Here is a 24,372-nt window from a genome sequence, read left to right on the forward strand (position 1 = left end):
CCGGGGCCGGCCGCCGCGCGCCGAGGCGCGGAGACGACGGGACGAGGGGTGCCGTCCGGCTCCGTCGACCTGACGCGTGCGCGTCCGGTCGGTTCGACGGGGCCCGGTGGTCGCCACCCGAAAGGCCCGGGTCGCCGCCCGAAGGGGGCGGCGACCCGGGTTCCGCGTCCGGTCGTCAGGGGGTCGGACCGGCCGCGTGGACGTGCCCCGTGTACGAGGCGGAGCACTCACCGCGAGGAACGGTGCCGGACGGCGATCGGTTCACGGATCGCGGAAGTTTTCCGGAGTGATCCGCGGTGAACCGTGCGGGCCCTCGGCGCGTTCGCAGCCCGTGTGCCACCTCCGGGGAGGTGGAGGAGGCGCCCCGGTCGCCACGCCGGTGTGAGGTGTCCGGGCGGCGCGACAAGAAGACGACAAGGTTCGGCCAAGGCGATCCGGAGAGTGTTGGCCCGCTCCCGCCCGTGCGGGAGGCAGGTCACGGAACACTTGAACAGGATCGAGCACCACCCATGAACGGGACCTTGGTGGCGGGGGCCGTCGCCCTCGCTCCAGCCGGGACGCATGCCCGGCACGCCGCGTCGGACGCCGACTGCGACGCCTTCCTCCGGAACGTCTACGAGCGGTACGGGCCCTTGCTCGTCCGGTACGCGGCGCGGCTGCTGGACGGTGACTGGCACAAGGCGGAGGACATCCTCCAGGAGACGGCCACCCGTGCCTGGAAGCACGCCGAGTTCCTGGGCACCCGCGGCGAACACCTGCGGCCGTGGTTGTTCACCGTGGCGAGGAACCTGGTCGTCGACCACCACCGGGCCCGGCGGACCAGGCCGTTGGAGCTGATGCCGGTGGAGGACCTGGACGCCTCCTGCGACGGCACGGACTCCGCCCTGACCTCCCATGTGGTGCTGGAAGCACTGCGGGAGCTGAACGAGCAGCAGCGGACCGTCATCCGGCTCATGTACTACCTGGAGTGCAGCGTGGCCCAGGCGGCCGGGCACCTCGGTATCCCGCCCGGCACCGTCAAGAGCCGCGCCTTCTATGCCGTGCGGGCCCTGCGCAAAGCGCTGGAGGAGCGGGGGGTGGCGGGCGGGTAGCCGGGCCCTTTCGGCGAGGGCGCCGGTGCCGGCCGGCGTCGAAGGCGGTGAGCCGGGCGGCGGTGAGCCGGGCGGCCAGGTGGGTGGCGGGGGCCAGGTGGGTGGCGGGGGCCAGGTGGGTGGCGGGGGCCAGGAGGCGGGAGGCCTGGTGGACGGTGAGCAGGTCCACCACGGGCCCACCACGCGTCAGGCCCGGCCCACCGCGTGGTGGGCCGGGCCTGACGGCGGTGCGGGCCGGTCAGCCCCAGGCTCCGGCGATCTGCCTGGTGGTGACGTTGAGCCGGTTGAAGAGGTTGGTCAGGGCGACCATCAGGGTCAGCGCGGCCAGGCCCTTGTCGTCGTAGTGGGCGGCGGCGCGCTCCCAGACGTCGTCCGGCACCGGGTCGCTGCGGTCCGACAGCCGGGTGGCGGCCTCGGCGAGCTCCAGCGCGGCGCGCTCGGCGTCGGTGAAGCAGGACGTCTCGCGCCAGGCGGCGACGGCGAACAGGCGCTCCTCGCTCTCGCCGGCCTTGCGGGCGTCGCGGGCACCGGAGTCCACGCAGGAGCTGCAGCCGTTGATCTGGCTCGCGCGCAGGTGGACCAGGTCGAGGGTCGTCTTGGAGACGCCGCCGGAATAGACGGCCTTGTACATCTCCTGAATGGGCTGTGTGGCCTCAAGGATCATCGCCGGGTTCTGCAGGCGCGCTTCCATAGTCGTTCCTCTCGTTGATTCATCGATTCATCGATTCGTCGATCGGTGTCCGACGCCGCCGGCCGACGGCGTCACTGCTATGACGAACGGGGGCGGGCGAGTGTGACAGCGGCTGGCCGGCGGGGGCGCCGATCGGGCCGGCACGGGGTGGAGGGGCTCCGCGCCGCGGGGGATCCGGCGCGGCGGCCTGTCCGTCCGGCACGGCGGCCGGACACCGGCGTCGACGCGGGTGTTCTGTGGGGAACGGTCTGCGGGGGATGTGCTCGGTCGGCGACGGCACCTCGTCGTCGGGGTGGCCGGGGCGCCGGATGCGCGCGCCGGCGGCGCAGGACGGCCCACCCCGGGCGGCGGCCGCTGACCGGCGTGGCGCAGCGGGTCGGGAACCCGGCCTGTGCGTTCGGGTCGTCGCTGCGGGGGGCTTCCCTCGGCCGTAAGGTCGCCATGGGTGCTCGCGAAGGGGCCGGGAAGCCTGCTCCCGGGGGCCCCGGGGCTCCGAACGGAATCCGGGAGAGCGCGCGGCAGGGCGCGGCGCCCTGTCACGGCCTGCGACCGCGACCGCGTCCCGTCACATGCGGATGCTCCCGTTCGTCACTGCTGTGACGGCCGGCGGCACGAAGAGGTGACAGGCGCGGGCCACGCACCGACCGAGATCGAAGGGGACGACGGTGGTCATGCAGGAGAACGAACGCCTGGCACGCGCGTTCGAGGAGAAGCGTCCGCGGCTGCACGCCGTGGCGCACCGCATGCTCGGTTCGACCGACGAGGCCGAGGACGCGGTGCAGGAGGCGTGGATCCGGCTGCACCGCAGTGACACCGACGCCGTGGAGAACCTCGACGGCTGGCTCACCACGGTGGTGGGCCGGGTCTGTCTGGACATCCTGCGGGCCCGCAGCCGGCGGGAGAAGTTCTTCGAGGAGCACGCCGACTCCTCGGCCGGGCCGCGTTCGCAGGACGCGGCGGACCCGGAGCAGGCGGCCATGCTGGCGGACTCGGTCGGTCTGGCGCTGATGGTGGTGCTGGACACGCTCGATCCGGACGAGCGGCTCGCGTTCGTCCTGCACGACACGTTCGCCGTACCGTTCACCGACATCGCCCCGATCATCGGGCGCAGTCCGGCGGCCACCCGTCAGCTGGCCAGCCGGGCGCGGCGGCGGGTGCACGGCGCCTCTCCGCTGCCGGACCTGCGGCGCCAGCACAAGATCGTGGACGCGTTCCTGACCGCCGCCCGCAACGGCGAGTTCGAGCGGCTGCTGACGCTGCTGGCCCCCGATGCCGCCATGCGGGCCGACGACACGGCGGTGCGCATCGGTGCGGCTCCGCTCACCCAGGGCGCCCGGGACGTGGCGAGTGTGTTCTCCGGCGGTGCCGAAGCGGCCCGGATCGCGCTGGTCGACGGGTCGGTGGGAGCGGTGTGGCAGTCGAAGGTGCGGCCGATCGTGGTGTTCCGCTTCACCCTCGAGGACGAGCGGATCACCGCGATCGACCTGGTGGCCGAGCCCGGACGGCTGCGGGAGCTGGACGTGGTGGTCCTCGACGGCTGAAGTCACCTGGCGCGGTCGACTGCCGGAGCCCGGGGGCGGGCACGCCCGGGGCGACGGTCGCCGGCCGCTTCCACGGTCGGCCTCCGGGACCGGGGGCAGGCAGTCCTCCAGGAAGGCCAGGAAGGCCAGGAAGACCAGGAAGGCCCGAGCCCGCAGGTGGCGGGCACGGGCCGCCCCGCACGTTCAAGAACGACGTCCCGACCGGTACGAGGAGAGGTACGAGCGGCAGCGCAAAGTCCGCTCGTCACGGCGCGTCCGCGGCGAGCACGGCATCGCCGCCCGGAAGAACCGGCGAGCACGTGAGCGACACCGTCCAGGCCATCACCGGCCTGCTGCCTCCTCAGCAGGCCCCGGCCTGACGTCGGCACGACAGACGTGAACGCCGAGCCCCACCGACGTCCCCGACACCCCCCGACGTCCCCGACGCCTCGCTGCCCACCGTGCAGGAGTTCGTCAGGTCCACAGGGCCGGCCGACGGGGTTTCGCGAGTCCTTACGACATGAGGTGGGTCGCGGAACGCGCCCGCTCCCACATGCCGGGGATCTGCTCGGTCGGGCGCTGCTGTTCGCCGTGCAGGGCGTTGAGCACCACCAGGCAGCCGGTGAGAGCCGGAACCGCCCACTGCGCGCCGGCCAGTTGCCGCCGTGCCCTGTTCAGGTCGATGGGGTGCTTCTCCGCCTTCTCGATGTCCTCGGGGGCGGAGGACGAGGCAAGTTCGATCTTCTTGCCGAGGACGCGGGCGTAGGCGGTGGCGGCCAGGGCCGCGCCGGTGACGACCGTCTTGGCCATGGTGGAGGCGGCCACGCCCTGCTGAGTGGCGACACGATGGGCGTTCACGGCGAGCAGCCCGCCACCGCCGAACAGGTGCGCGCCGATCGCGGCGGCGTTGACCGGCACCCACTTCGCCCACCCCGACGAGGAGATCCGGTCCCTGGCCGCCTCCGTTCCGCCTTCGTCCCTGGCCGCGCCGTTGAGTCCGACCGCGCCCATCAGCGAGCCGCCGAACCAGGCTGCCAGACCGAGATCGTGCAGGCTGCGGATGGCGGTATTGCGTTCCGACATGACGGCGCTCCTTCAGGAGGGAGAACGGGACGGGCCGACAGGGACGTCGAGCACATCCCACCCTCACCGAACCCGAACCGCTCTGCCATCACGGCTGGGCCGGACGGGTGTCCCGCGCTTCCGATGCGTCGGAACGGGTCGCGCCGGAAGATGACGTTGTCGCTGGTGAGGCGGGCCAGGCGGCCGGTCACGGCAAGGTGGGTCATGGCTTCGGAGCGGACGGGCAGGGTCTCGTGGCCGCGGGCCGGGCGGCGGTGGGGTGCGCCCGTCAACGGGTCCGCAGGTGCGCGGTCAGGCGGGACAGGAGGGGCAGGGCCGTTGCCAGTGCCTGGCGCTCCTCCGCGCCGAGGACATCGGCGATGGCCGTGCCGAGCAGTGCCGCACGCCTTCGGCGTTCCTCGTTCAAGCGGTCGCTTCCCGCCGGCGTGAGGTGCAGGAGATTCTTGCGTCCGTCGCTGGGGTGCGCCTCGGCGCGGACAAGACCTTGCCGAAGGAGTTCCTTCACCGCCTTGGAAGCCGACTGATGGCTGACCCCCCGCTCGTGCGCGACGTCCGCCGTGGTCATCGGGCCGCCGCGATCGAGGTAGCCCAGGACGGCGGATTCGCCGGGAGTCATCTCGTCGATGGCGCGCACGGCTCGAACGAGCTGTCCCACGGTCGCGCGGAGCTCTTCGGCCAGCTGCGTCTCGTCCATGGAGCAAACCTACCCCTCAACCAAGCTGTACACCTCGGTTGCATGGTTACGGCCGGTCGCGACCGCTCCTGCCGAGCATCAGCAGCCCCGACAGCACACCCGCGCCGGGAACCCCAGGATCCCCGGGGCGTCGAGGGGGTCGTACGGAAGTCGGGCAGGAAAATATATACAACCAAGGTGTACAGTCTGGGTGGAGAAATTGCGATCTGGAGGAACCGCCGTGAAGCTCACCAAGCACGCCCATGCCTGCGTCACCGTCGAGAAGGACGGCACACGCGTGGTCATCGACCCCGGCACCTTCACCCCGGACGCGGCGGAAGCCGTCAGCCGGGCCCAGGCCGTCCTGATCACTCACGAGCACTTCGACCACTTCGACGAGGCCCTGGTCGCCGGGGCTCTGGCGGCCCGGCACGAGCTGCAGGTCTACGGCACGGCAGCCGTCACCGCCGCCCTGGGCAGCCAGGACGCCCGTGTCCACACCGTCGCCGCGGGCGACGCCTTCGCTGTCGGCTCCCTCGCCGTCACCGTCCACGGCCGGCGCCACGCGCTGGTCCACGCCGATATCCCCTGTCCCGACAACGTCGGCTACCTCCTCGACGACGGAGCCCTCTACCACCCCGGCGACGCCTACTTCGCCCCCGATGCCCCCGTGCACACCCTGCTGCTCCCGACCAGCGGCCCGTGGACCAAGCTCGGCGAAGCCGCCGACTACGTGCGGGCCGTCAAGCCCGAGCGCATCATCCAGATCCACGAACTCATGCTCAGCGATTTCGGCCAGCGGTCCACCGCCGACCTCCTCGGCGAGAACGGCCTGACCGGCACCGCCGTCACCCGGCTCAAGCCCGGCACCACCCTTCAGCTGTAGGCCTGTCCCTCGGCCTCCGAGGCTGTCGCGCTCGATGACGGTCTCGGGTCGCCCGGTCGTCCTCCCGGCGCCGCAGCAGGCCGCGGGGGCGGCGGTTCTTGGAGTCAAACGCTCTTCCGGGCAGGGGTGTCGAGGTTCTCGGTGCACGGTCCGCACAGGCGAAGCGCGGGCCGACGTTCCGGAACCCCCGGCGGACGCGGACCGGGGTGAGCCGTGCGGGCCCGGCCGGCTTCTCCCCGGGCACGGCGGAGATCCGCCACGGCTTCCCGGGCGAGCCGGAGCCGGGTGCGGGCGGCGGCCGCGAGCCACGTCCAGCGGTCTCCGGCCTCGGGGCGTGGACTTCGGCCGGGTCCACCTCAGGGCCCGTTCCATCAGGCGGAAGGTGTGTTCCGGCCCGAAGCACCGCGGGAACGCCTGCCGACGCACGTCGACGTCCTCGCCGCTCAGGCTGGTGGCCGACGACCACGGCCAGCGCGGCGGCGGGCCGTGGCCACCGGGCGGACGGCCACCCCGAGGACGGATCAACGTACCGTCGATGGACGGGAGTTCGCCCGTATGGTGGCCGGGACGGCGCCTTCGGCCGTCTGATCGCCGTCGAGGAGCACGGCGACCAGGCGTGTGTGGTTGTCGGGAGCCGGCCCGGCTCGTCGGTGACCGCCAGGTCCTCGGTGACCGCCAGGTCCTCGGGCAGGGTCCCCGGTCAGGACACCGCCGGTCAGGCCGGGAAGCAGCGAAGCAGCCGCGCGGTGCGCAGTCGTCGCCGAGCGCCTCCTCCGTCCGGTGACCGTGCGGTGACACCACCGTCGAGGGGGCCGACCGCGGGCTCCGGAACCCCGGCCCGGCGGCCCGGCCGGCTGCGCGACCACGGGCGGTCACCGGTAGGCTGCGGCGATGCGCACGGTCGAGCTCCTGTTGGACGAGGCTGCGGAACTGGCGGTCCGGGAGGCCTGGCGGCGGCTGGCGGACGCGGGGCTGCCCAGTCAGGCGCGCCATCGCTCACCGACCAACAGTCCGCACCTCACCCTGGCCGCCTGCCCGGAACTGACCGCCCCGATCCGCTGGGAGCTCGCCGAGGTGGCCGCCGCCCTGCCGCTGCCGGTGCGCTTCACCGGCGTGGTCCGTTTCGAACGGCCCACCTCGGTGCTGGCCTGGGCGCTGGACCTCGACTCCGCGCTGGCCGGCCTGCACCGCCGGGTGTGGGAGGCGGTGGCCTCGGACAGCCCGCCCGAGACCCTCAACCCCTTTCACGCACCCGCTCGCTGGAGCCCGCACATCACCCTCGGCCGGACCCGGCGCGCCGGTGCCTTCACCGACCGGCGGCTCCCCGAACTGCTGCCGGCGCCGCCTCTGCCGGCCCGCCTCACCACCCTGCGCAGCTACGACACCGAGACCGGCGCCCTCGAGGTGCTGGGGCCCCGTTCCTGACCCGTTGTTCGCTGACCGGTTGTTCGCTGTCCGCTCGTGGAGTCGAACGGGGCCGAACGGGGCGCCGGTTCGGGCGAGTCGAAGTCCGCGGGTGCATGAAGGAAGGGCCTCCCGGCAGCTCGCGGCCCTCGAATCCGGCGAGGGTCGAGCAGCCTTGGCGCAGCACGAACACGATCCCGCACCACGCCTGCCGGTCCAGCACCGGAAGACGGCCCTCACCCCCCTCCACTCCCCTCCCCGGCTCCGGCGGCAACGGCTCCCTCGGCGAACACGGTTCGTGCGACACGCTCCACGGCCTCGGCTGCCGCTCTCCCCGACCGGACCGACGACCGTCGGCACCGGAAGTCACGTGACCGGCAATTTCCGTCCGGCTTCCTGCCGCGTCACCGGTGACGTCCTCGCTCCTCAGGCGCTCACCGCACGGAGTGTGTGCGCGGGCCGCCCGGCAGCACCGCGCGTCAGCCAGTCCTGGTAGGCCGGCGCCTGACGGGCCACTTCCTCGTAGGCCTTCTCCAACTCGTCGAACACCGTGTCGAGTTCGTCCGCCGTTCGGGCCGCGAGCAGCAGCCGCACTCCTATCGGGTCGCCGTGGAGGGGCCGGACGACCAGGTCGGAGCGGGGCGGGAGCGCGGTCGGCTGGCTGACCGTGACGACCTCACCGACGGCTGCCAGGAAGTAGGCGGTGAGGTAGTCGCCGTGCAGAAGATCGGGCTCGATCCCTTCCGCGCGCAGTACTCGGCACACCCCGTCCCACTCACCGTCGACCGTGGCGTCCACCATCCAGCGGTCGTGCGCGAGGTCCGCGAGACGCACCTCGCGCCGCGCCGCCGCGGGGTGGCCGGCGGCCATGGTGACGAACTGGGGTTCGCGCTCCACCAGGACCCGCAGACACAGCCCGTTCGGGACGCGCAGCGGACTGCCCTCGACCTCGTGCACGAATGCCAGGTCGAGCCCGCCTTCGGCCACCTGCCGCAGCAGGGCGTTCGCGGACACGTCCATCTGCAGGGTGGGCTTGACCGCGGGCATGCGGGCGCGCAGCCGGCTGAGCCAGCCCGGGAGCGCCCGGCTGGCCGTGGCGCCGATGCGCAGCCGGGGACCGCCTGCCGCGCGGGCGGCCGCGGCCCGGGTCTCGGTCACGATCGCGGAGAGTTCGGCGACCAGCGGTCGTGCGCGGCTCACCACGACGTGCCCCAGGGGGGTGAGGTGGCTGCCCGTACAGTCGCGGGTGAAGAGCCTGCCGCCCAGCAGTTGCTCGATGCGGCGCAGCTGGGTGCTCAACGAGGGCTGGGCCATGCCCAGTTCACGAGCCGCCCGGTGAAGACTGCCGGCGTCGGCGATGGTGCACAGCACGCGTAAGTGCCTCACCTCGAGCTCCATGCGCGGAGCGTAAGGGCTGGGCCCGGTGAGGCGCCAGATGTTCAAACGCCAACGTAACGGCACGAGTCGGCCCGATAGCCGGAAGCTATCGCCAGTTGCCATCATCCGTTCGGGCACCCTCCGGCCCCACACTCGGGTCGACCGATCGTTCACCACCCCACATGAACGAGTAGGAGCCCCCCACATGACGTCCCCCCGTACGTCTCGCACGTCCGCGAAGACCTCCAGGAGACTGCTGGCACTCGGCTTGGGCGTGACGCTCGCGGCCCTGGGCAGCGCGATCCCCGCGAGCGCCCAGCCCGCCGGGTCCACCGCTCCCCTCCACGCCGGCTCCACCGCCCCCCTCCACGCCGGCTACACCGGTTCGGCCCAGGAGGCGGCGAACAACAAGGCGTTCTTCGAGGCCGTACTCGCCTCCGTCGCCAAGAAGCAGGCGGCCGATCCCGGCCTGCGGTCGGTGACCGTCTACTACAACGCCTCCCAGGCGCCGACCTTCCGCTCCCAGATATCGAGCTCCGCCTCGATCTGGAACAGCTCCGTGAGCAACGTCAAGCTCCAGTCCACCTCCGGGAGCGCCGACTTCTCGTACTACGAGGGCAACGACTCCCGCGGCTCGTACGCCTCCACCAACGGCCACGGCAGCGGCTACATCTTCCTCGACTACGCCCAGAACCGGCAGTACGACTCCACCCGTGTCACCGCGCACGAGACCGGTCACGTGCTGGGGCTGCCGGACCACTACAGCGGCCCGTGCAGCGAGCTCATGTCGGGCGGCGGACCCGGCACGTCCTGCACCAACCGCTACCCCAACGCGACCGAGCGGGCACGCGTCAACCAGCTGTGGGCCAACGGTCTCGCCAAGGCCCTCGACAAGCTGGACAAGGCACGCTGACGGACCGAGGACTTCTCCGCCCCGTGCGGGAGGCGGGCCGTGCCGTCAAGCGCACGGCCCGCCTCGCAGTCGTACGGGAGGGAGTCCGGCGGCGTCGCTCCCCGCCGGTGGTGAGGGGCCCGGGCGGTGCGGCAGGGAGGTCTCGGACGCCTGTCAGGCCCGGGCGGCGAGAGCAGTCCGGACATGGGGGCAGGGGCCCGCGGCAGTTGTTCGGGGGATGCGCATCCGGCGCAGCAGATCGCGGGTGAGACGCTTGTCGAGCGTGGTGCACCAGGTGATGTCCGGGTACTGGGATTTCAGATGCGACAGTGCCCTGGTGCCCAGTCCGCTGTCGCGGAAGGGTTCGTCGAGAACCACGTGGGTGATCACGCCCTGGGCGCACTCGTCGCAGGCCCGGTAGGTCACCCGCCCGACCACCCTGCGGATGTGCACCAGGAGCAGGCACTCTTCGTCCGCCCGCTCCGGTGCGGGGGACGCCAGCAGTTCGATGCCGCGGTAGGCGAGCAGCCTGCGGCGCCAGTGGCCCCACTGCCGCTCGGAGCGCCGGTGCCTTCCCCCGGTCCGTCCCCGTGGGGCTGCGGCCGCCGGTCCGGTCCGGCCGCGGGTCGTGGCATACGCCTGTTCTGCCTGCATGCCGTCGCGCCTTCCCCCACGCCGCACATCCATGTCCGCACGACGCCACGCGGACCGCGCGCTGCCCGAGCACGGCGACGGCCGCCCGAACGAACCGCTCCTGATCCACGGCGATTTCGAAGGAGGTGTTTGCCCGGCCGAGATCGGTGCACACGATGAGCTAACACAACCTTTACACGACGAAGCGGAGACGCATCATGGGCATCATCGCGTGGATCATCATCGGCCTGCTCGCCGGCGCCATCGCCAAGGCTCTGATGCCGGGCAAGGACCCCGGCGGCATCATCGTGACCATGCTCATCGGCATCGCCGGTGGTCTGCTCGGTGGCTGGCTCGGCAAGGTGGTCTTCGGCGTCGACTCCATCGACGGGTTCTTCGACCTCTCCACCTGGATCGCCGCGATCATCGGCTCCGCGCTCCTGCTCGCCCTCTACCGTCTCGTCACCGGTAACCGGCACTCCCACCGACACGCGTGACCCGCTGAAGACACACCCCACAACGCCGACGGCTCCCTCCTGTTCGCAGGACGGGAGCCGTCGGCGTGTACGGGCAGCGCACGGGCCGGGCACGCGTCACGTGTACGGCCCTGCACGCGCGCACCGGGAGTCGCCCGCGGTTTCCGCAGGCGGCACACCGGGGTTCCCCTCCCGGCCGCTCGCCGAGGACGGGAGGAAGCTCACCGTCCCGGCGCGGGAGACCGCCGTAGCGAACCGGCCGCCCGGTACGCGCACGCACCGCATCCGGCCGCCCGGTGGTAGACCGGCATCCGTCTCGGGACGTACGGCCCCGACGGCGGTTGCGACCGTGGAAGGACGCGGGGTCCTGGGCCGGGACCGTAGCGTGCCCGGCATGAACAAGCTGACCCGGGCGGCCGCCGCCGCCCTTCTCGCCTGCGCGGTTGCGTTACCGGCCACCACCGCCACCGCCTCGCCGGCCTCGCCCCGCGCCGCGACGACCACCCCGGACCGGCCTGCCGAGCGCATGCGGCTGCCGGCCCCCACCGGGCCGTACGGGGTGGGGAGTTCCGTCCTCCACCTCGTGGACCGCTCCCGCGTCGACCCCTGGGTGCCCGAGGCCGACGGCCGGGAACTCATGGTCACCCTGCACTACCCCGCGGCCCGGCACACGCCGGGCCGCCCCGCCCCGTACGCCACCCGGGAGGAGGCCCGGCTGTTGCTGGAGGGCGTGCCGGTCGAGGACCCGGTGTCGGTGCGGCAGGTGGCGCGGGCCCTTACGCACAGCGCGGTGGACGTGCGCCCCGCTGCGGGACGGCACCCGCTGGTGGTGCTCTCGCCCGGCTTCGGCATGCCGCGGTTCACCCTCACCGGCCTCGCCGTGGACCTCGCCTCCCGCGGCTACGTCGTCGCCTCGCTCGACCACGCCTACGAGTCGTCCGGTACGTCGGTGCCGGGTGGGCGCACCCTGACCTGTGTCGCCTGCGCCTTCATGGAGGAGAACGACTGGGCCGAGGGCCACCTGGTGACCGGGGTCCGCGCCGCCGACACCCGCTTCGTCCTGGACCGGCTCACCGGCCCCCGGCCCGCCTGGCGGTACGCGTCGTCCATCGACCGGGCACGGATCGGCATGGCCGGCCACTCGATCGGCGGCGCGAGCGCCGTCAGCGCCATGGCCGCCGACCGGCGTATCGACGCCGGAGTGAACATGGACGGTACGTTCTGGGACACGCTGCCCGCCGACGGGCTCGGCGGACGCCCGTTCCTGCTGCTGGGTACCGACGAGTTCCACCGGCCGGGCGGCGGGGACACCTCCTGGGACACCACCTGGGCGGCCCTGAGCGGCGAGAGGCACTGGCTGACCGTCGACGGCGCCGACCACCTCGGTTTCTCCGACGCGCCTGTGGTCCTCGGCCACTTGGGCCTTCCCGGCGGTGACCTCCCGGCCGGCCGCGCGGTGACCGTCACCCGCGCGTACGTCGCCGCCTTCTTCGACGAGCACCTGCGGGGCAGGGACCAACCGCTCCTCGACGGCCCGGACCCGGCCCACCCGGAGGTCCGGTTCCACCGTCCCTGAGCCCGGAGCGGGCGACCGGAGGCGGGGCGCGTCCCCCCTCCCGGTCGCCCGAAGCGAGCCGACGAGCTGATCGGACCCCGTGAGGCTGCCGCCCGTCCCGTACTCGACACCGCTCCCGCGGACGGCCCGCGTGCTCCTCGCCACCGTCGGCTCGGCGGTCGCGTCCGGGAACGCCGTCCTCCCCGCACCCGGATCACCGGCGAACGACAAGGCGGCTTTGTCGGTCCCGGCCGTGTCCGGGACCGCCGCGAGTTCGATGGGCCCGCGCTCCCGGCCGACCGGGCCGGTCGGGCCGGCGTCCGAGCCCGCCCCTGGTCCCGCCCGTGTCCGCCGCGTTCCTCGTCCTGCCCCGCGAGGCGGTCGGACGATCGGCCACGTGCCCGGCCGGGAAGTCCGGCCGGGCAGCGTGAGTGTCCCGTGGCGGATGGGTGCGCATCCGTGCCGGCCACTCGTTCCGGCACTCCGGCCCGGCACTCCGGCGCAGCGGCCCGGCCGCGTGGAGGAACTCGGGCCGCTCGGTCACGAAGGGGCAGGGGAGCATCGGCCGAGGTGTTCCCCGGCACCCGCGCGGGGCACCGGGTCCACGAAAACCGCAGACGCGGAAACCGCAGACGTGCTCGACGCCCTGCCGGGGTCCGCGCGGCGCGGCGGACGAACCGTCCGATCCGCGGAAAGCCGCCCACGGCCGCGGGTCACGGACGCGGGAAGCGGCTGCGGGTCACGGACGCGGGAAGCGGGCGCGCACGGCGTCGACGCAGGTGTCCCGGGACGTGGGTCCGCCGAACCGGAGACGGTCGTAGGCGGTGAACGCCGTTTGCAGGGCGTCGAGTTCGTCGACCAGGTCGTGCAACCGGTCGGACCGGGGTGCTGAACCGGCATCCGGCTCGTTCACCGCGGCACCGATCGCGGTCGTCAGGTGTTCCTTGCGCTGGATGGTGGCCGGGGTCACCGAGCGCAGGCACACGTACTGTCCGCTGAGGTACGCACGCCACTCCGCCCTCCCGGTGGCCGGATCGGCCCAGTGGGCGGTGAACCACGCTGCCAGCGGGTCCACGCCGCCGGCCTCGTCGGCGAGGGCGAACAGGTCGGCCGGCACCATCTCGGCACCGTCGGAGCGCAGGTATCCCGGGAGCGGCAGACGCTGCCCCAGCATCAGCCGGCGGACCTCGTCGGCATCGCGGCCCCGGACCGCGCACAGTTCCTCCAGGGCGACGAACTGCGCGCTCACGTACGCGTCGTCGGCGTCGGTCATCGGATGGACGCCGTTGACCTCGCGGAACCGCTCGGCGAGCTGTCGCTTCAGGTCTGTCTCCGGCATCGGGTCGCCTCCGGCGTTCGTCAGCGCGGGCGTCTCCCGCGCGGGACTCGGCACGCTAGCCGCCCGACGCTTCGGTGCTCACCGAACCGTCGGCGGAATCCCGACGGCACGAGGGCGACCCGCCCCGCTCCCCCACCGGTCGACAGCCCCCTGCTCATCAGACACAACGCCGCCGTGGACGCGCCGGAGCCACGGTCGCTCCTCGCTCGACCTGCCGGGTGTGACGCAGCACACGGAACCCGGGGCGCGGTCTTGGAATGCGTGGGTCTCCGCCGTTGCTGCACTCCCTTTGGGCCTTCCCCGTTCCGGGGGCGCACCGGGCGACGGCGGCCGGTGCGACCGGCCACGGGAGCGGGACGACCACGATCCCCGTCCGCTCCACCGCGTCAGGATCGTCCGCGAAAGGTACCCCCGCTCCATGCCCTTGGCTCTGCTGTCCCTCGCTGCCGTCGCGTTCGGCATCGGCACGACCGAGTTCGCCACCATGGGGCTGCTCCCCCAGATCGCCGACGGGATCGGCGTGTCCGTGCCCCAGGCCGGCAACGTCGTCTCCGCCTACGCGCTCGGCGTCGTCGTCGGCGCCCCCGTACTGACCGGCATCGGCGCGCGCATCCCCCACAAGCGGCTCCTGCTCTGGCTGTCCGGGCTGTTCGTGGCCGGCAACCTCGCCTCCGCCCTCGCACCCGACTTCGGCCTGCTGTTCGCCGCACGCTTCCTGGCGGGCCTGCCGCACGGCGCGCTCTTCGGCGTGGGAGCCGTCGTGGCCTCCCGGCTCGTCGCCCCGGACCGGGCCGCGCGCGCCGTCTCGAAGATGTTCCTGGGGCTCACCATCGCCAACATCGTCGGCGTACCGGCCGGCACGGCCCTCGGACAGCAGCTGGGATGGCGGTACGCCTACTGCGCGGTGGCCGTCATCGGCCTCGTCGCCCTCGCCGCGCTGGCCGCCTTCGTCCCCCACCAGCCGCGCAGCGATCAGTCGGGCGTCCGCCACGAACTGCGGGCGATGGGGAACCGGCAGGTGGCCATCGGACTGGCCACCGCCGTCGTGGGCTTCGGCGGCTTCTTCGCCGTCTACAGCTACCTCGTCCCGATGCTGACGCACCTGACGGGCCTGGCCGAGTCCTCGACCACCTGGGTCCTCGCCCTCTACGGCGCCGGGATGACACTGGGCACGCTGATCGCGGGCCCGCTGACGGACCGCGCCCTGCGCCCCACCCTGTACGGCGGGCTCGCCGTGCTCGGCGTGTCGCTCGTGGTGTTCTACTTCACGGTCCACAGCACCGTGCTCGCCCTGGTGACGCTCGTTTTCATGGGCGCGATGGGCGCCCTCGTCACCACGCCGGTGCAGATGCTGCTCATGCTCAAGGCCAAGGACGCCCCGACGATGGCGGCGGCCTCCAACCACTCCGCCTTCAACCTGGCCAACGCGGGCGGCGCCTGGCTCGGCGGCCTGGCCATCTCGGCCGGCTGGGGCTGGGCCTCGCCCGCCCTGGTCGGTGCGGCCCTCGCCGCCGCGGGTCTCGGCCTCGCCTTCGCCGGCGGCCTCGTGGACCGCGGCAGCGGCGCCTCCGAGGTGATCACGTCCTCGGGCTCGGGAGTGCCGGCGGAGACGGCCAAGGAGGTGACGACGGCCGGCGAAACAGGCCGTGCCTAGCGGCTGCCGCGAAAGCCCTGCCGCGGTACCCGCCGGATCAGAGGACCGGTCACCACGGTGAGGGCCGCATCGGCATGCCCCCACCGCGGCAAGCCGCCGGCATCGGGGCTCCTTCCGGGTGAGCGCACCGGACCCGGCATCCGCACAGCGTTCCTCGGACCCGCCGCTGCCCTGTCGCCCGCCGCCGGCTCGGCTCGTCGTCGCCCCTTGCCTTTCCACGGCTTCAGCTCCGCGGCACGGCTTCAGTTCCGCGCCTCCGCGTCGAGGCTCGCGAGCCCCTCTTCCCAGCGTCGACGGCGTACGTCCGCGGGCTGGTCCCACCAGGGGGTGCCCCGTTCGCCCAGCGCGATCTTCGCCCGGTTCACCCGTGCGCGGGCTGCCCGCTCGGCCTCCGCGTCGCCCGCGGTCGTCGCGGAGCGCACCGCGCGACGGGCCGACATGAGGTGGCGTCGAAGCCGAGCGGCGGTCTCCTCGGGGATCGAGGGATCGGTCGCCCGCCACTTCCGTCCCCTGATGACGACGAAGTGCCCGTCGGGGGTTCTCTCCGGTGCCCGGTCTGCCTCCACGTGAACGATTCTGCCCACCCGGGCCCGCCCCGTCGCCGAGGCAGGCCGGAACGGGAACGGCCGGTCGAACCGCGCACCCGCACCTTCTCCAGGACGGCACGGGAGGACGGAAGGACAGGGGGACGAGAGGCCAGGGGGACGAGAGGCCGGGAACGGGCTGAAGGCTGCCGACGGCCTGCCCGGCGATCAGGCGACCGCCGACGGCCGACGGCCGACGGCATCAGTCTGCGGCATCGGTCCCTGTCGAGGGGCAACGCGTCGGCCGCCCTGGCGCGGAGGTGGTCACAGCAGCCGTCGGATGTCGCCGCGGACCCGGTAGAAGCCGCCTGCCGCCGTGTGCAGGGCGTCCACGACGTAGCGTGCTCCGGGCTCCCGTATCGCGCGCGGGAACTGGACGTTCAGTGCCGGATCGTAGCCCTCGGACACCACGTGCACCCGGATGCGTCCCGCCTCGCTGACGCACTCCACGACGACCGCCCCCGCCGGCGCCTGGGCGACGGTGGTCACCGCGGCCGCGGCCGTGGCCGGCTCGTAGGTCGGCAGGGCCGCGGCGAGCTTGACGTCCCGCGCCACCGGCACCGTACCCTGCTGGGCCGCGGAGACGGCCGCCCCGCTCGCGTCGACGCACACCAGCGAACCGTCCGTGGTCACCAGGTACAGCCGCTCGTCGTGGTACTGCATCGACAGGGCGGAACCACCGCCGGTGCCGAGCTTCCACAGGCGCGTGCCGTCCTGGTCGAAGCAGTAGACGGACGACGCCGCGTCGCCCGCGAAGACGAACTGCCCGCCGGGCGAGGTGGCGCACGAGTACACCGCGCTGTCGCACGCGTACGTGGCCTCGATCGTGCCGGTCCGCTTCGACAGCCGCTGGACCACCTTGTGGGCGGTGCCCGCGTACACGACGTCGTCCTCCTGCCAGCCGAACAGGACACCGCCCCGGGTGGGCGTGTGCCACAGTTCCCCGCCGCCGTCCGGCGCGTAGGCCGTGACGCCCCGGTGGTGGCCGTGGTAGACGGCCCGGTCGTCGGCGCGGACCATCCAGGCGTGCTCGCCCTGGCTGCGTCGGGACCACTGGTGCTCGTCCTCGTGGTCGATGACGGTGAGCCGGCCGTCGCGGTCGGAGACGTCCAGGACGCCCTCGTGGATGTCGAGCCAGAAGATGTCGACGTCCGCCGCGATGTCGTAGGCGGCGAAGGGCAGCTTGGAGGACAGGTCGTACACCTTGCCGTCGTCACAGCCGGCGTAGATCCAGAAGTCGTCGGCGACCAGGCACTTCACGCCGTCCGGCAGGCTGAAGCGGGCCAGCGTGTTGCCGTCGTGGTCCAGGGTGTAGACGTCGCCCGCCTGGTTGCCGACCCAGCAGTGCTCACCGTCGACGTGGATGCCGAACGCCGAGGAGCCGGTGGCGAACCGCCACAGCACGGGGGCGACGGCGCGCGCGGTGGACGGGGCCGAGGCGACCTGACGCCGGGTCACCGAGCGCGGGGCGCGCTGCCCCGGAACGGCCGGGGCGTATCCCCTGCGGACCTTCTCGCCGACCTTCTTCGCGGCCGCGGCGCGCGCTTTCTCCGCCGTGGGGAACGTCGTCATCTGGGTCTGCCCGCCGGCACCGATCCGCCCGTAGCGCACCGTCACCACCTGCCCGTCGACGGCCACTTCGTAGAACTTGTGCGCACCGCCATCCTCCTGCGACAACTCCAGATACGTCGTCGACCCCGCGGACCCGGCAGACATGGCACACCCCTCCCCACAGCGGACCCGTGGCCTTTCCAGCGGGTCTCACTGCTCACACCGTAGGGGGAGCCACTGACAACCACCCCGCGCCGAGGACCCCGGCAGGCCCCGCACACGTGCTTGACGCGCGCCGTCGCGCCGTGGGTCACTCTCCACGCCGTGAGTACCACCGCAGCGACGAAAGGCAGTGCCATGGACGTCGTCGACCTCGCCGCGCTGGGTGAGTCCTTCACCCGCGACCCCTATCCGGTCTACGCCGGCTTACGGGCCCGGGGCGCGGTGCACCGCGTCCGGATGCCGGAAGGCGGTGCGGAGGCCTGGCTCGTCGTCGGGTACGAGGCCGGGCGTGCCGCGCTCGCCGACCCCCGGCTCTCGAAGGACTGGGGCAAGGCGTCCCCCTCCCTCCCCCTGGGCGCCATCTCCTCCGGGCCCCACATGCTCAGGGCCGACCCGCCGGACCACACGCGGCTGCGCAGGCTGGTCGCGCGGGAGTTCACCGCGCGCCGGGTGGAGGAACTCGCTCCGGGCATCCAGCGGACCACCGACGCGCTGCTGGACCGGATGCTCGCCGCTCCCGACGGACGCGCCGACCTCGTCGAGGCGCTGTCCTTCCCGTTGCCGATGTCCGTGATCTGCGAACTGCTCGGCGTACCGGGCCTGGACCGCGAGTCCTTCAGGACCTGGTCGAACGACGCCCTCGGCGCCACCGATCCCGCGGAGCGCGGGGCGGCGGCGGCCGCGATGGCGCGGTACCTGGCGGAACTGGTGGAGGACAAGCGGAGACAACCCGGTGACGACCTCATGAGTGCGCTGATCCACGGCCGCGACGAGGACGGGGACCGGCTGTCCCGCGAGGAACTCCTGGGCATGGCCTGGCTCCTGCTCGTGGCCGGTCACGAGACCACGGTGAACCTCATCTCCAACGGCGTCCTCGCCCTGCTCACCCACCCGCGGCAACTGGCCGCCCTGCGCGCGGACCTCTCCTCGGTCGACACCGCGGTCGAGGAGATGCTCCGCTACGACGGCCCGGTGGAGACCCCCACGTTCCGCTTCACCACCGAGCCGGTGACGATCGGCGGCACGGTCGTCCCGGGTGGCGGCGAACTCGTCCTGATCGCCATGGCCGACGCCGACCGCGACCCCGCCCGCTTCCCCTCGCCCGACCGCTTCGACATCTCCCGCGACGCCCGCGGCCATGTGGCGTTCGGCCACGGCATCCACCACTGCCTGGGAGCTCCGCTGGCCCGCCTGGAGGCGCGGATCGCCGTCCGGTCGCTGCTGGAGCGCTGCCCCGACCTGGCCCTGGACATCCGTCCGGAGGCGATCGTCTGGCGGCCGGGGATGATGATCCGCGGCCCGCGCAGCCTGCCGGTGCGTTTCACCGGGTGACCGGCCCACCGCGCCCCGTCTCCCCCGGCCGGAGGGACGGGGCCACTATGAACGGCGCGGTCCGTCCTTCGGGCGCGCATCGCCTGCTCGTCCGCCGGCGTGGGGAGACGTACGGCCGGTGCGCACCGGTGCATCGCTCCACGAGTCGTGTGCGTCCCATCCCCGACGCCGTCGCGCGGAGGCCCGCACGGCGGAAACGCGCGGGCCGGGGGTCCCGCGACTAGAGTGGACAGAGGGCGAACCACCCGTTCCAGGGGAGGGGCACACCACCCGCTCCGGGAGTCGATCATGACTTCGCAGTCACATTGCGTTCTGGACGCGGCGGAGATCACCCAAGCCGTGCAGGACCTCAACCACTCGGTGACCCTGATCGCGGGAAAGACCACCGTCGTACGGTTGTACCTCAGGGGCACCTCCGGCCCGGCGGTCTCCGTGCGGGGTGCCATCGCCGTCCGCCGCTCCCCGGCGGAACCGGCCGACACGATCACCTCCGTCAACGCGATCACCCTCGATCCGGCCCGGCCCCACGACCTCGCCGCGTGCCGCGGGGACGCCGGACTCAGTCTGAACTTCCTGCTGCCGAGCCGGCTGACCGCCGAAGGCCCGCTCAGCATCACGGCGGTGCACGTCGTCGACGCGGTCGGCGCGAGTCCGCTGCCGCTCACCGGTCCCGCCGGGCCCACGGTCTGGTTCAAGGCCGGGCCTCCGCTGCGCCTGCGCGTCCTGGGGGTGCGCTACCCCTTCGGCAGCCCGGCCACCGTCCGCGCCCCGCGGGAGAAGGACTACCGGGCGCTGGTGTCCTGGCTGGGACGCGCCTATCCGGTGGCCGAGGTCATCAGCACGCGCGCGGTCGTCGACGCGGTCGTCCCGCCGGAGTTCGGCTACGAGGACGTCAACGCCCAACTCGCCGCCCTGCGGGCGCTCGACATGAGCGCCGGCGGCGACCAGCGCACGCACTACTACGGGATGGTCGCCGACAGCGGCTTCTTCATGCGCGGTGCCGCCTCGGGCGTACCGGCGCTGCCGGACCCCACCACCGTGGCGTCGGGGCCGACCGGCCCCGCCGACTTCGGCTGGGACTTCGACGGCGCGTACGGCGACTGGTACGGCGCCCACGAACTGGGCCACACCCTGGGCCGCAGACACCCCGGCTTCTGCGGGGAGAGCCACGACGACCTGCTGAACTACCCCTTCAAGAACGGCCAGCTCGGCGACGAGACCCACGCGTTCGCCGGTTTCGACGTCGGTGACGCGGCCCTGGGCCTGCCGATGAGGGCCCTGCCGGGGGAACGGTGGCACGACGTGATGACGTACTGCGCCTTCCAGTGGCCCAGCTCCTACACCTACGAGGGCGTACGGCGCCGCCTGCTCGCCGAGGACGCCCTCGTGTCGGGCACCGGCCCGGTCTCCGAGCCGGCCCCCGCGGCCCCGCCGGCACCGCTGTTCGACGCCGCGGTCGTGGCCGGACTCCACGGCGGCGGCGGGCGTCCCGACGACCGGTACCCCACGCGCACCGTGACCAGGGTGACGTCGACCGGCCCCGGCACACGGGAGGCGGCCGGCCCCGGTCCGGAGGGCGCGCCCGAGCAACTCGTCAGTGTCGTCGGGACGGTGAACCTGACCCGCCACGAGGGCAGCATCCGGTTCGTCAACCCGGTGGACCGGCCGGCCGTCCTTCCCGGTCCGCCGGCCGTCCTTCCCGGTCCGCCGGCCGGGCTGGCGGCGCCGCCGGAAGCGGCGGACGGCGGGCAGGTCCCGACGGCCGTGCTGCGGATCCTGCAGTCCGGGGGGTCACCGCCGCGGGAGCTCCAGGTGCCGGTGAAGCTGACCTCGGAACCGGAGCCTGGCGCGGACCGGACCGGGCTGATCGACGTGGTGACACCCTCCGGTCCCGCTCCGGAGGCCGTCGAACTCGTCGTGGACGGCCAGGTGATGGACACCTTCCGGCCGGGCGGCAGCCCGCCCGCGCTGCGGGCCGCGCGCCACGCGGGCGCCGATGACGGCATGCTCGGCATGACCCTGGAGTTCGACCGGGACCCCGGCCCCGACCTCTCCTACTCCGCACAGGTCAGCGTGGACGGCGGCCGCACCTGGCAGACCCTGGGCGTCGGGCTCAAGGAGCCCGTGGTCCAGCTCGACCGCGGTCAGTTCCCGCCCGGGAACGACATCCGGCTGCGCATCACGACGACCAACGGATTCAGCAGTACGGCGGCGGAGACGACGCTGTCCCCCGGGTGAGACCCGTGCGCCCCGGCCTGTGGTGGCGTCGGCGAGTCGCGGACGCCGGCGGCGTCGGCCGGGATGCCCGACGGCTTCGACGACGAAGGGTGAAGGCGAAGCACCGAGACGCCTCTCGCCCTGCGTGACCGGCTTCGTCACGCGGGGCGATCGAGCCATGACGAGTCCTGGAGGCACCTGTGACACAGATCCGGATCGCCACGTTCAACCTGGAGAACTTCGACGAGACGGCGCCCACCGCGCGTCCGTCCCTGGCACAACGCATCACGCTCATGAAACCGCAGATCAGGCGGCTGCGTGCCGACATCGCCTGCTTCCAGGAAGTCCACGGCCAGGAGCGCCCCGGTCAGCCCCGCGCGCTGCTGGCGCTCAAGGAACTGCTCGCGGGAACCAACCTGGACGGGGCTTCCCTGACCAGTACCAAACCCGAGGACGACGCGGTCTTCGACCAGCGCAACCTCGTCATCGCCACCCATCTTCCGGTCCTCAAGCACCAGCAGCTGAAGAACGAACTGGTCGCCGAGCCCCGCTACCAACGGCTGACCGCCGTGCCCCCGGACAGCGAGCCGGTCTCCATCGGCATCGAGCGGCCCGTCCTGCACGCGCAGATCGACGTCGACCACGCCGCACCCGGCCGGCTGCTGCACGTCATCACCGTGCACCTGAAGTCCAAGATCCCCACTCCGGTGCCCGGCCAGGTGGTCGACGCGCAGAAGGGCGTCTGGCGCACCGCCGACGCCTGGGCCGAGGGCAGCTTCCTGTCGTCCATGAAACGCATGAGCCAGGCCCTGGAGGTCAGGCGCCTGGTCGACCAGATCCTCGACGCCGATCCGGACGCGTACGTCGTCGTCGCCGGCGACTTCAACGCCGAACCCGCCGAAGTCCCGGTCCTGGCGATCTGCGGCAACATCGAGGACACCAACAACGGCGACCTCGCCACCCGGGTCCTGGTCCCCATCGAACACACCATCCCCGGCGGAGCCCGCTACACCCTCTTCCACCACGGCCGCGGCCAGATGCTCGACCACATGCTCGTGACCCGCAACCTCCTGGCCCACTACCGCGGCTCGGAGATCCACAACGAAGTCCTCCACGACGACTCCCTCGCCTTCGCCACGGACGACAAGTACCCGGAGTCCGACCACGCCCCCGTCGTGGCCACCTTCGACTTCGACTGACCCCGCCGACTCGGCACGGTTCTCCTCCCGTCGGGTCCGTGCTCTTCGGTGGCGGGTGTGCCGTGGCGGATGCGCCGTGGCTGGTGAGGCGTGTGACCGATGGGGCGGCCTCGCCGCCAGGCCGAACCCGTGCGTCCGCAAGGGCTGTCGGACGTCGCTCGCGCGGGACACAACCATGCGGCGGCGTCATGAGTCTTCGTCAGTGGTCACGTTGTGATCGCACTGACGAGGAGACCATCATCACCGCCATACGCAAGTCCCTGACCGCCGCCGCAGTCGTCGGCGCCGTCCTGGCGGGTTCGGCCGCCTGCGGCACCGTGGAGCAGCTCTCCGCCGGGAGGAAACTCGACGAGGCCTTCGAGGATCTCGCCAAGGAGAAGCAGATCTCCTTCGAACTCGATCTCGACACCGACGCCCGGAGTCTGAAGGCGCTGGACGCCTCGTCGGACCCGGAACCCGGCGAGGAGATGCCCGACGAGATCGCCGACCTGTTCAGTGGCGCGAAGATCACTGTCACCGTGCAGTCGAGGAAGCCGATCGGGGAGTCCGGAGAGAAGGACTACGTCGGCATGGCACTGAAGATCAGCAGCAAGGACGGTGACCTCACCGAGTACCGGGTCATCGGCGACTACACCTACCTCCGCTCCGACGTGGACACCCTCGGCAAGGCGATGGGCTTCCCCGTCCCGTCGCTGAAGGACCTGCCCCCGGAGGCGAACGGGCTCAAGAAGGTGCTCGAGGGCGAGTGGGTGAAGATCGACACCAAGGAGATGGAGAAGACCGCCGCCGAGATGGGAGCGGAGCCCGGTGCGGAGCCGGCTCCGGAGCCCACCCTCGACGCCAGGACGCAGAAGCGCCTGCTGGAGGCGCTGCGCAGGACCATCGCCCGCGAGGTCGACTTCAAGACGGCCGACGGCAAGGACGGCTCCGAGCACATCACCGCCACCGCTCCGTTCCGTACGCTGATCACGAAGTTCCTCGGCGAGATCCGTCCGCTCGCGAAGAACTTGCCGCCGGGCATGGAACTGCCCACGGACAAGGACCTCGAGGACGCCCCCGACACCGAGGTCACGGCTGACTTCACGCTCGAGGACGGCGAGCTGACCGAGGTCTCCGTCGACCTCGCCGAGCTGGCCGAGAACGCCGAGGTCGAGAAGCTGGGCCTGGTGGTGCGGATGAGCGAGGGCCAGGCACCCACGGCCCCGGCCGGCGCCACCGAGCTGAGCATCGACGAGGTTCTGGGCGGGTTCGGTGCCGCGATGACGGAAGAGGAGGCCTTCCTCGAGGACGCGGCGTAGGCACGCCTCACGCCGGACGGGCAGGGGCGGGGCGAGCGCCCCGCCCCGATCTCCCGTGGCCGGTCGGTGTTTTCAGTGTTTTCGGCGTTGGCGCTCCGGGGTGAGGACGGCGGCCGGCGACGGGATCTCGCAACCCCGGCGCGGCAGTTCCGGCCGGCTCGGCCGCGTCCAGCGCGGGGCGGCGTCCGCCGGACGGCGGGCGGGGTCGAGGCAGCGGGCGGCGGGCGGAGCCGAGGCGGCGGCAACGGATGGGGCCGGCGGGTGAGGTCTCCGCCGGCGCACACCTCATCCGCCGGCGGAGACCGTCTCGGTGCGGTGGTCGTAGTACGCCCACAGGGTCACCGCGACCGCGGCGGTGAGGGCCACGGCCGCGACGCGCACGCCTCCGGAGGTCAGGTACGCGACGAGGCCGGTGAGCGCGCCTCCGCCGAGCATGATCAGACGGCTCACGACGCGGTGGCGCGGCCGCTGCGGCTCCTCGCGGTCCTTGAGGTCGCGCAGGGCGTCGCGGCCCGGATGCCGCGAGCCGCGTCTGACCCGCGTGCGGTAGTCCAGTCCGTAACTGATCAGGGCGTACAGCGCGAGCGCGGCCAGCGCCCAGAGCCAGTCGCCGGGATCCCCCACGGATCCACGTGCCAGATGCATGACACCACCTTCCCCTTCGGCATCCGGATGCCCTGCCCTCCCGTTCGTGA

At 72.7% G+C, this 24,372-nt stretch carries 21 protein-coding genes; 12 read left to right on the forward strand and 9 right to left on the reverse strand.

From position 1 onward, the window contains the following. The first annotated feature begins 509 nt into the window (after positions 1-509). Positions 510-1,091: a sigma-70 family RNA polymerase sigma factor gene (locus tag ACF09K_RS16125; RefSeq protein WP_392244002.1), complete on the forward strand. Its 582-nt coding sequence runs from the start codon at positions 510-512 to the stop codon at positions 1,089-1,091. 238 nt (positions 1,092-1,329) lie between these two features. Here the strand turns inward: ACF09K_RS16125 and ACF09K_RS16130 are convergent, their stop codons facing one another. After that, positions 1,330-1,782, reverse strand: a complete 453-nt coding sequence (locus tag ACF09K_RS16130) for a carboxymuconolactone decarboxylase family protein (RefSeq protein ID WP_392244004.1) — start codon at positions 1,780-1,782, stop codon at positions 1,330-1,332. Positions 1,783-2,453: 671 nt separating this feature from the next. On the opposite strand from ACF09K_RS16130, the gene ACF09K_RS16135 reads away from it, so the two are divergent. Further along, entirely contained in the window at positions 2,454-3,323 is an 870-nt protein-coding gene (locus ACF09K_RS16135) for a sigma-70 family RNA polymerase sigma factor (RefSeq protein WP_392244006.1), read from the forward strand. 492 nt (positions 3,324-3,815) lie between these two features. Here the strand turns inward: ACF09K_RS16135 and ACF09K_RS16140 are convergent, their stop codons facing one another. Both ACF09K_RS16140 and ACF09K_RS16145 read right to left on the reverse strand, forming a co-directional pair. After that, the gene (locus tag ACF09K_RS16140) at positions 3,816-4,385 is read right to left on the reverse strand and encodes a hypothetical protein (protein ID WP_392244008.1); all 570 of its coding nucleotides are present in this window, start codon (positions 4,383-4,385) and stop codon (positions 3,816-3,818) included. 268 nt (positions 4,386-4,653) lie between these two features. Then, positions 4,654-5,079: a MarR family winged helix-turn-helix transcriptional regulator gene (locus ACF09K_RS16145; RefSeq protein ID WP_392244010.1), complete on the reverse strand. Its 426-nt coding sequence runs from the start codon at positions 5,077-5,079 to the stop codon at positions 4,654-4,656. Between the two features lie 220 nt (positions 5,080-5,299). Here ACF09K_RS16145 and ACF09K_RS16150 point away from each other — a divergent pair, with 220 nt between their 5' ends. Both ACF09K_RS16150 and ACF09K_RS16155 read left to right on the forward strand, forming a co-directional pair. Then, complete coding sequence (locus tag ACF09K_RS16150) at positions 5,300-5,944, forward strand: MBL fold metallo-hydrolase (protein ID WP_392244012.1); 645 nt, start codon at positions 5,300-5,302, stop codon at positions 5,942-5,944. An 891-nt stretch (positions 5,945-6,835) separates the two neighbouring features. Then, positions 6,836-7,369: a 2'-5' RNA ligase family protein gene (locus tag ACF09K_RS16155; RefSeq protein ID WP_392244014.1), complete on the forward strand. Its 534-nt coding sequence runs from the start codon at positions 6,836-6,838 to the stop codon at positions 7,367-7,369. 405 nt (positions 7,370-7,774) lie between these two features. On the opposite strand, the gene ACF09K_RS16160 is transcribed toward ACF09K_RS16155, so the two are convergent. Continuing rightward, a complete protein-coding gene (locus ACF09K_RS16160) occupies positions 7,775-8,746 on the reverse strand; it encodes a LysR family transcriptional regulator (RefSeq protein ID WP_392244016.1) in 972 nt (323 codons plus the stop codon). Positions 8,747-8,930: 184 nt separating this feature from the next. On the opposite strand from ACF09K_RS16160, the gene snpA reads away from it, so the two are divergent. Continuing rightward, positions 8,931-9,638 (forward strand): snapalysin, encoded by a 708-nt coding sequence (snpA, locus tag ACF09K_RS16165; RefSeq protein WP_392244018.1) that lies wholly within the window; start codon positions 8,931-8,933, stop codon positions 9,636-9,638. A gap of 153 nt (positions 9,639-9,791) precedes the next feature. Here snpA and ACF09K_RS16170 read toward each other — a convergent pair whose 3' ends face one another. Beyond that, on the reverse strand, positions 9,792-10,271 hold the full coding sequence (locus ACF09K_RS16170) for a hypothetical protein (protein WP_392244019.1): 480 nt from the start codon (positions 10,269-10,271) through the stop codon (positions 9,792-9,794). Positions 10,272-10,468: 197 nt separating this feature from the next. Here ACF09K_RS16170 and ACF09K_RS16175 point away from each other — a divergent pair, with 197 nt between their 5' ends. Next, positions 10,469-10,747: a GlsB/YeaQ/YmgE family stress response membrane protein gene (locus ACF09K_RS16175; protein ID WP_392244021.1), complete on the forward strand. Its 279-nt coding sequence runs from the start codon at positions 10,469-10,471 to the stop codon at positions 10,745-10,747. 373 nt (positions 10,748-11,120) lie between these two features. Further along, positions 11,121-12,302: an alpha/beta hydrolase family protein gene (locus ACF09K_RS16180; RefSeq protein WP_392244022.1), complete on the forward strand. Its 1,182-nt coding sequence runs from the start codon at positions 11,121-11,123 to the stop codon at positions 12,300-12,302. Positions 12,303-13,020: 718 nt separating this feature from the next. Here ACF09K_RS16180 and ACF09K_RS16185 read toward each other — a convergent pair. After that, positions 13,021-13,620 (reverse strand): DUF6058 family natural product biosynthesis protein, encoded by a 600-nt coding sequence (locus tag ACF09K_RS16185; RefSeq protein WP_392244024.1) that lies wholly within the window; start codon positions 13,618-13,620, stop codon positions 13,021-13,023. Between the two features lie 418 nt (positions 13,621-14,038). On the opposite strand from ACF09K_RS16185, the gene ACF09K_RS16190 reads away from it, so the two are divergent. After that, entirely contained in the window at positions 14,039-15,274 is a 1,236-nt protein-coding gene (locus ACF09K_RS16190; protein WP_392244026.1) for an MFS transporter, read from the forward strand. Between the two features lie 242 nt (positions 15,275-15,516). Here ACF09K_RS16190 and ACF09K_RS16195 read toward each other — a convergent pair whose 3' ends face one another. Both ACF09K_RS16195 and ACF09K_RS16200 read right to left on the reverse strand, forming a co-directional pair. Next, positions 15,517-15,840 carry a hypothetical protein gene (locus ACF09K_RS16195; protein ID WP_392244028.1) on the reverse strand — a complete coding sequence of 108 codons (324 nt, stop codon included), beginning with the start codon at positions 15,838-15,840 and terminating at the stop codon, positions 15,517-15,519. A 282-nt stretch (positions 15,841-16,122) separates the two neighbouring features. Beyond that, complete coding sequence (locus tag ACF09K_RS16200) at positions 16,123-17,574, reverse strand: WGR domain-containing protein (RefSeq protein ID WP_392244029.1); 1,452 nt, start codon at positions 17,572-17,574, stop codon at positions 16,123-16,125. 192 nt (positions 17,575-17,766) lie between these two features. Between ACF09K_RS16200 and ACF09K_RS16205 the strand changes: the two genes are divergently transcribed. The 4 genes from ACF09K_RS16205 to ACF09K_RS16220 all read left to right on the forward strand — a co-directional run bounded on the left by ACF09K_RS16205 (position 17,767) and on the right by ACF09K_RS16220 (position 23,677). Further along, a complete protein-coding gene (locus tag ACF09K_RS16205; protein WP_392244526.1) occupies positions 17,767-18,963 on the forward strand; it encodes a cytochrome P450 in 1,197 nt (398 codons plus the stop codon). A gap of 288 nt (positions 18,964-19,251) precedes the next feature. Beyond that, entirely contained in the window at positions 19,252-21,201 is a 1,950-nt protein-coding gene (locus ACF09K_RS16210) for a hypothetical protein (RefSeq protein WP_392244031.1), read from the forward strand. Positions 21,202-21,380: 179 nt separating this feature from the next. Next, positions 21,381-22,379 (forward strand): endonuclease/exonuclease/phosphatase family protein, encoded by a 999-nt coding sequence (locus ACF09K_RS16215; RefSeq protein ID WP_392244033.1) that lies wholly within the window; start codon positions 21,381-21,383, stop codon positions 22,377-22,379. Between the two features lie 188 nt (positions 22,380-22,567). Continuing rightward, complete coding sequence (locus ACF09K_RS16220) at positions 22,568-23,677, forward strand: hypothetical protein (protein ID WP_392244035.1); 1,110 nt, start codon at positions 22,568-22,570, stop codon at positions 23,675-23,677. A 285-nt stretch (positions 23,678-23,962) separates the two neighbouring features. Here the strand turns inward: ACF09K_RS16220 and ACF09K_RS16225 are convergent, their stop codons facing one another. Continuing rightward, entirely contained in the window at positions 23,963-24,322 is a 360-nt protein-coding gene (locus tag ACF09K_RS16225) for a hypothetical protein (protein ID WP_392244037.1), read from the reverse strand. Positions 24,323-24,372 lie beyond the last annotated feature (50 nt).

It is taken from the genome of Streptomyces sp. NPDC014882 (assembly GCF_043081325.1).
Classification (GTDB): domain Bacteria; phylum Actinomycetota; class Actinomycetes; order Streptomycetales; family Streptomycetaceae; genus Streptomyces.

Excerpts from the sequence above, each read along its gene's own strand:
- ACF09K_RS16125 (WP_392244002.1), top strand. The coding sequence starts at position 510 with ATGAACGGGACCTTGGTGGCGGGGGCCGTCGCCCTCGCTCCAGCCGGG.
- ACF09K_RS16130 (WP_392244004.1), bottom strand. The coding sequence starts at position 1,782 with ATGGAAGCGCGCCTGCAGAACCCGGCGATGATCCTTGAGGCCACACAG.
- ACF09K_RS16135 (WP_392244006.1), top strand. The coding sequence starts at position 2,454 with ATGCAGGAGAACGAACGCCTGGCACGCGCGTTCGAGGAGAAGCGTCCG.
- ACF09K_RS16140 (WP_392244008.1), bottom strand. The coding sequence starts at position 4,385 with ATGTCGGAACGCAATACCGCCATCCGCAGCCTGCACGATCTCGGTCTG.
- ACF09K_RS16145 (WP_392244010.1), bottom strand. The coding sequence starts at position 5,079 with ATGGACGAGACGCAGCTGGCCGAAGAGCTCCGCGCGACCGTGGGACAG.
- ACF09K_RS16155 (WP_392244014.1), top strand. The coding sequence starts at position 6,836 with ATGCGCACGGTCGAGCTCCTGTTGGACGAGGCTGCGGAACTGGCGGTC.
- ACF09K_RS16160 (WP_392244016.1), bottom strand. The coding sequence starts at position 8,746 with ATGGAGCTCGAGGTGAGGCACTTACGCGTGCTGTGCACCATCGCCGAC.
- snpA (WP_392244018.1), top strand. The coding sequence starts at position 8,931 with ATGACGTCCCCCCGTACGTCTCGCACGTCCGCGAAGACCTCCAGGAGA.
- ACF09K_RS16170 (WP_392244019.1), bottom strand. The coding sequence starts at position 10,271 with ATGCAGGCAGAACAGGCGTATGCCACGACCCGCGGCCGGACCGGACCG.
- ACF09K_RS16175 (WP_392244021.1), top strand. The coding sequence starts at position 10,469 with ATGGGCATCATCGCGTGGATCATCATCGGCCTGCTCGCCGGCGCCATC.
- ACF09K_RS16180 (WP_392244022.1), top strand. The coding sequence starts at position 11,121 with ATGAACAAGCTGACCCGGGCGGCCGCCGCCGCCCTTCTCGCCTGCGCG.
- ACF09K_RS16185 (WP_392244024.1), bottom strand. The coding sequence starts at position 13,620 with ATGCCGGAGACAGACCTGAAGCGACAGCTCGCCGAGCGGTTCCGCGAG.
- ACF09K_RS16190 (WP_392244026.1), top strand. The coding sequence starts at position 14,039 with ATGCCCTTGGCTCTGCTGTCCCTCGCTGCCGTCGCGTTCGGCATCGGC.
- ACF09K_RS16200 (WP_392244029.1), bottom strand. The coding sequence starts at position 17,574 with ATGTCTGCCGGGTCCGCGGGGTCGACGACGTATCTGGAGTTGTCGCAG.
- ACF09K_RS16205 (WP_392244526.1), top strand. The coding sequence starts at position 17,767 with ATGGACGTCGTCGACCTCGCCGCGCTGGGTGAGTCCTTCACCCGCGAC.
- ACF09K_RS16210 (WP_392244031.1), top strand. The coding sequence starts at position 19,252 with ATGACTTCGCAGTCACATTGCGTTCTGGACGCGGCGGAGATCACCCAA.
- ACF09K_RS16220 (WP_392244035.1), top strand. The coding sequence starts at position 22,568 with ATGAGTCTTCGTCAGTGGTCACGTTGTGATCGCACTGACGAGGAGACC.
- ACF09K_RS16225 (WP_392244037.1), bottom strand. The coding sequence starts at position 24,322 with ATGCATCTGGCACGTGGATCCGTGGGGGATCCCGGCGACTGGCTCTGG.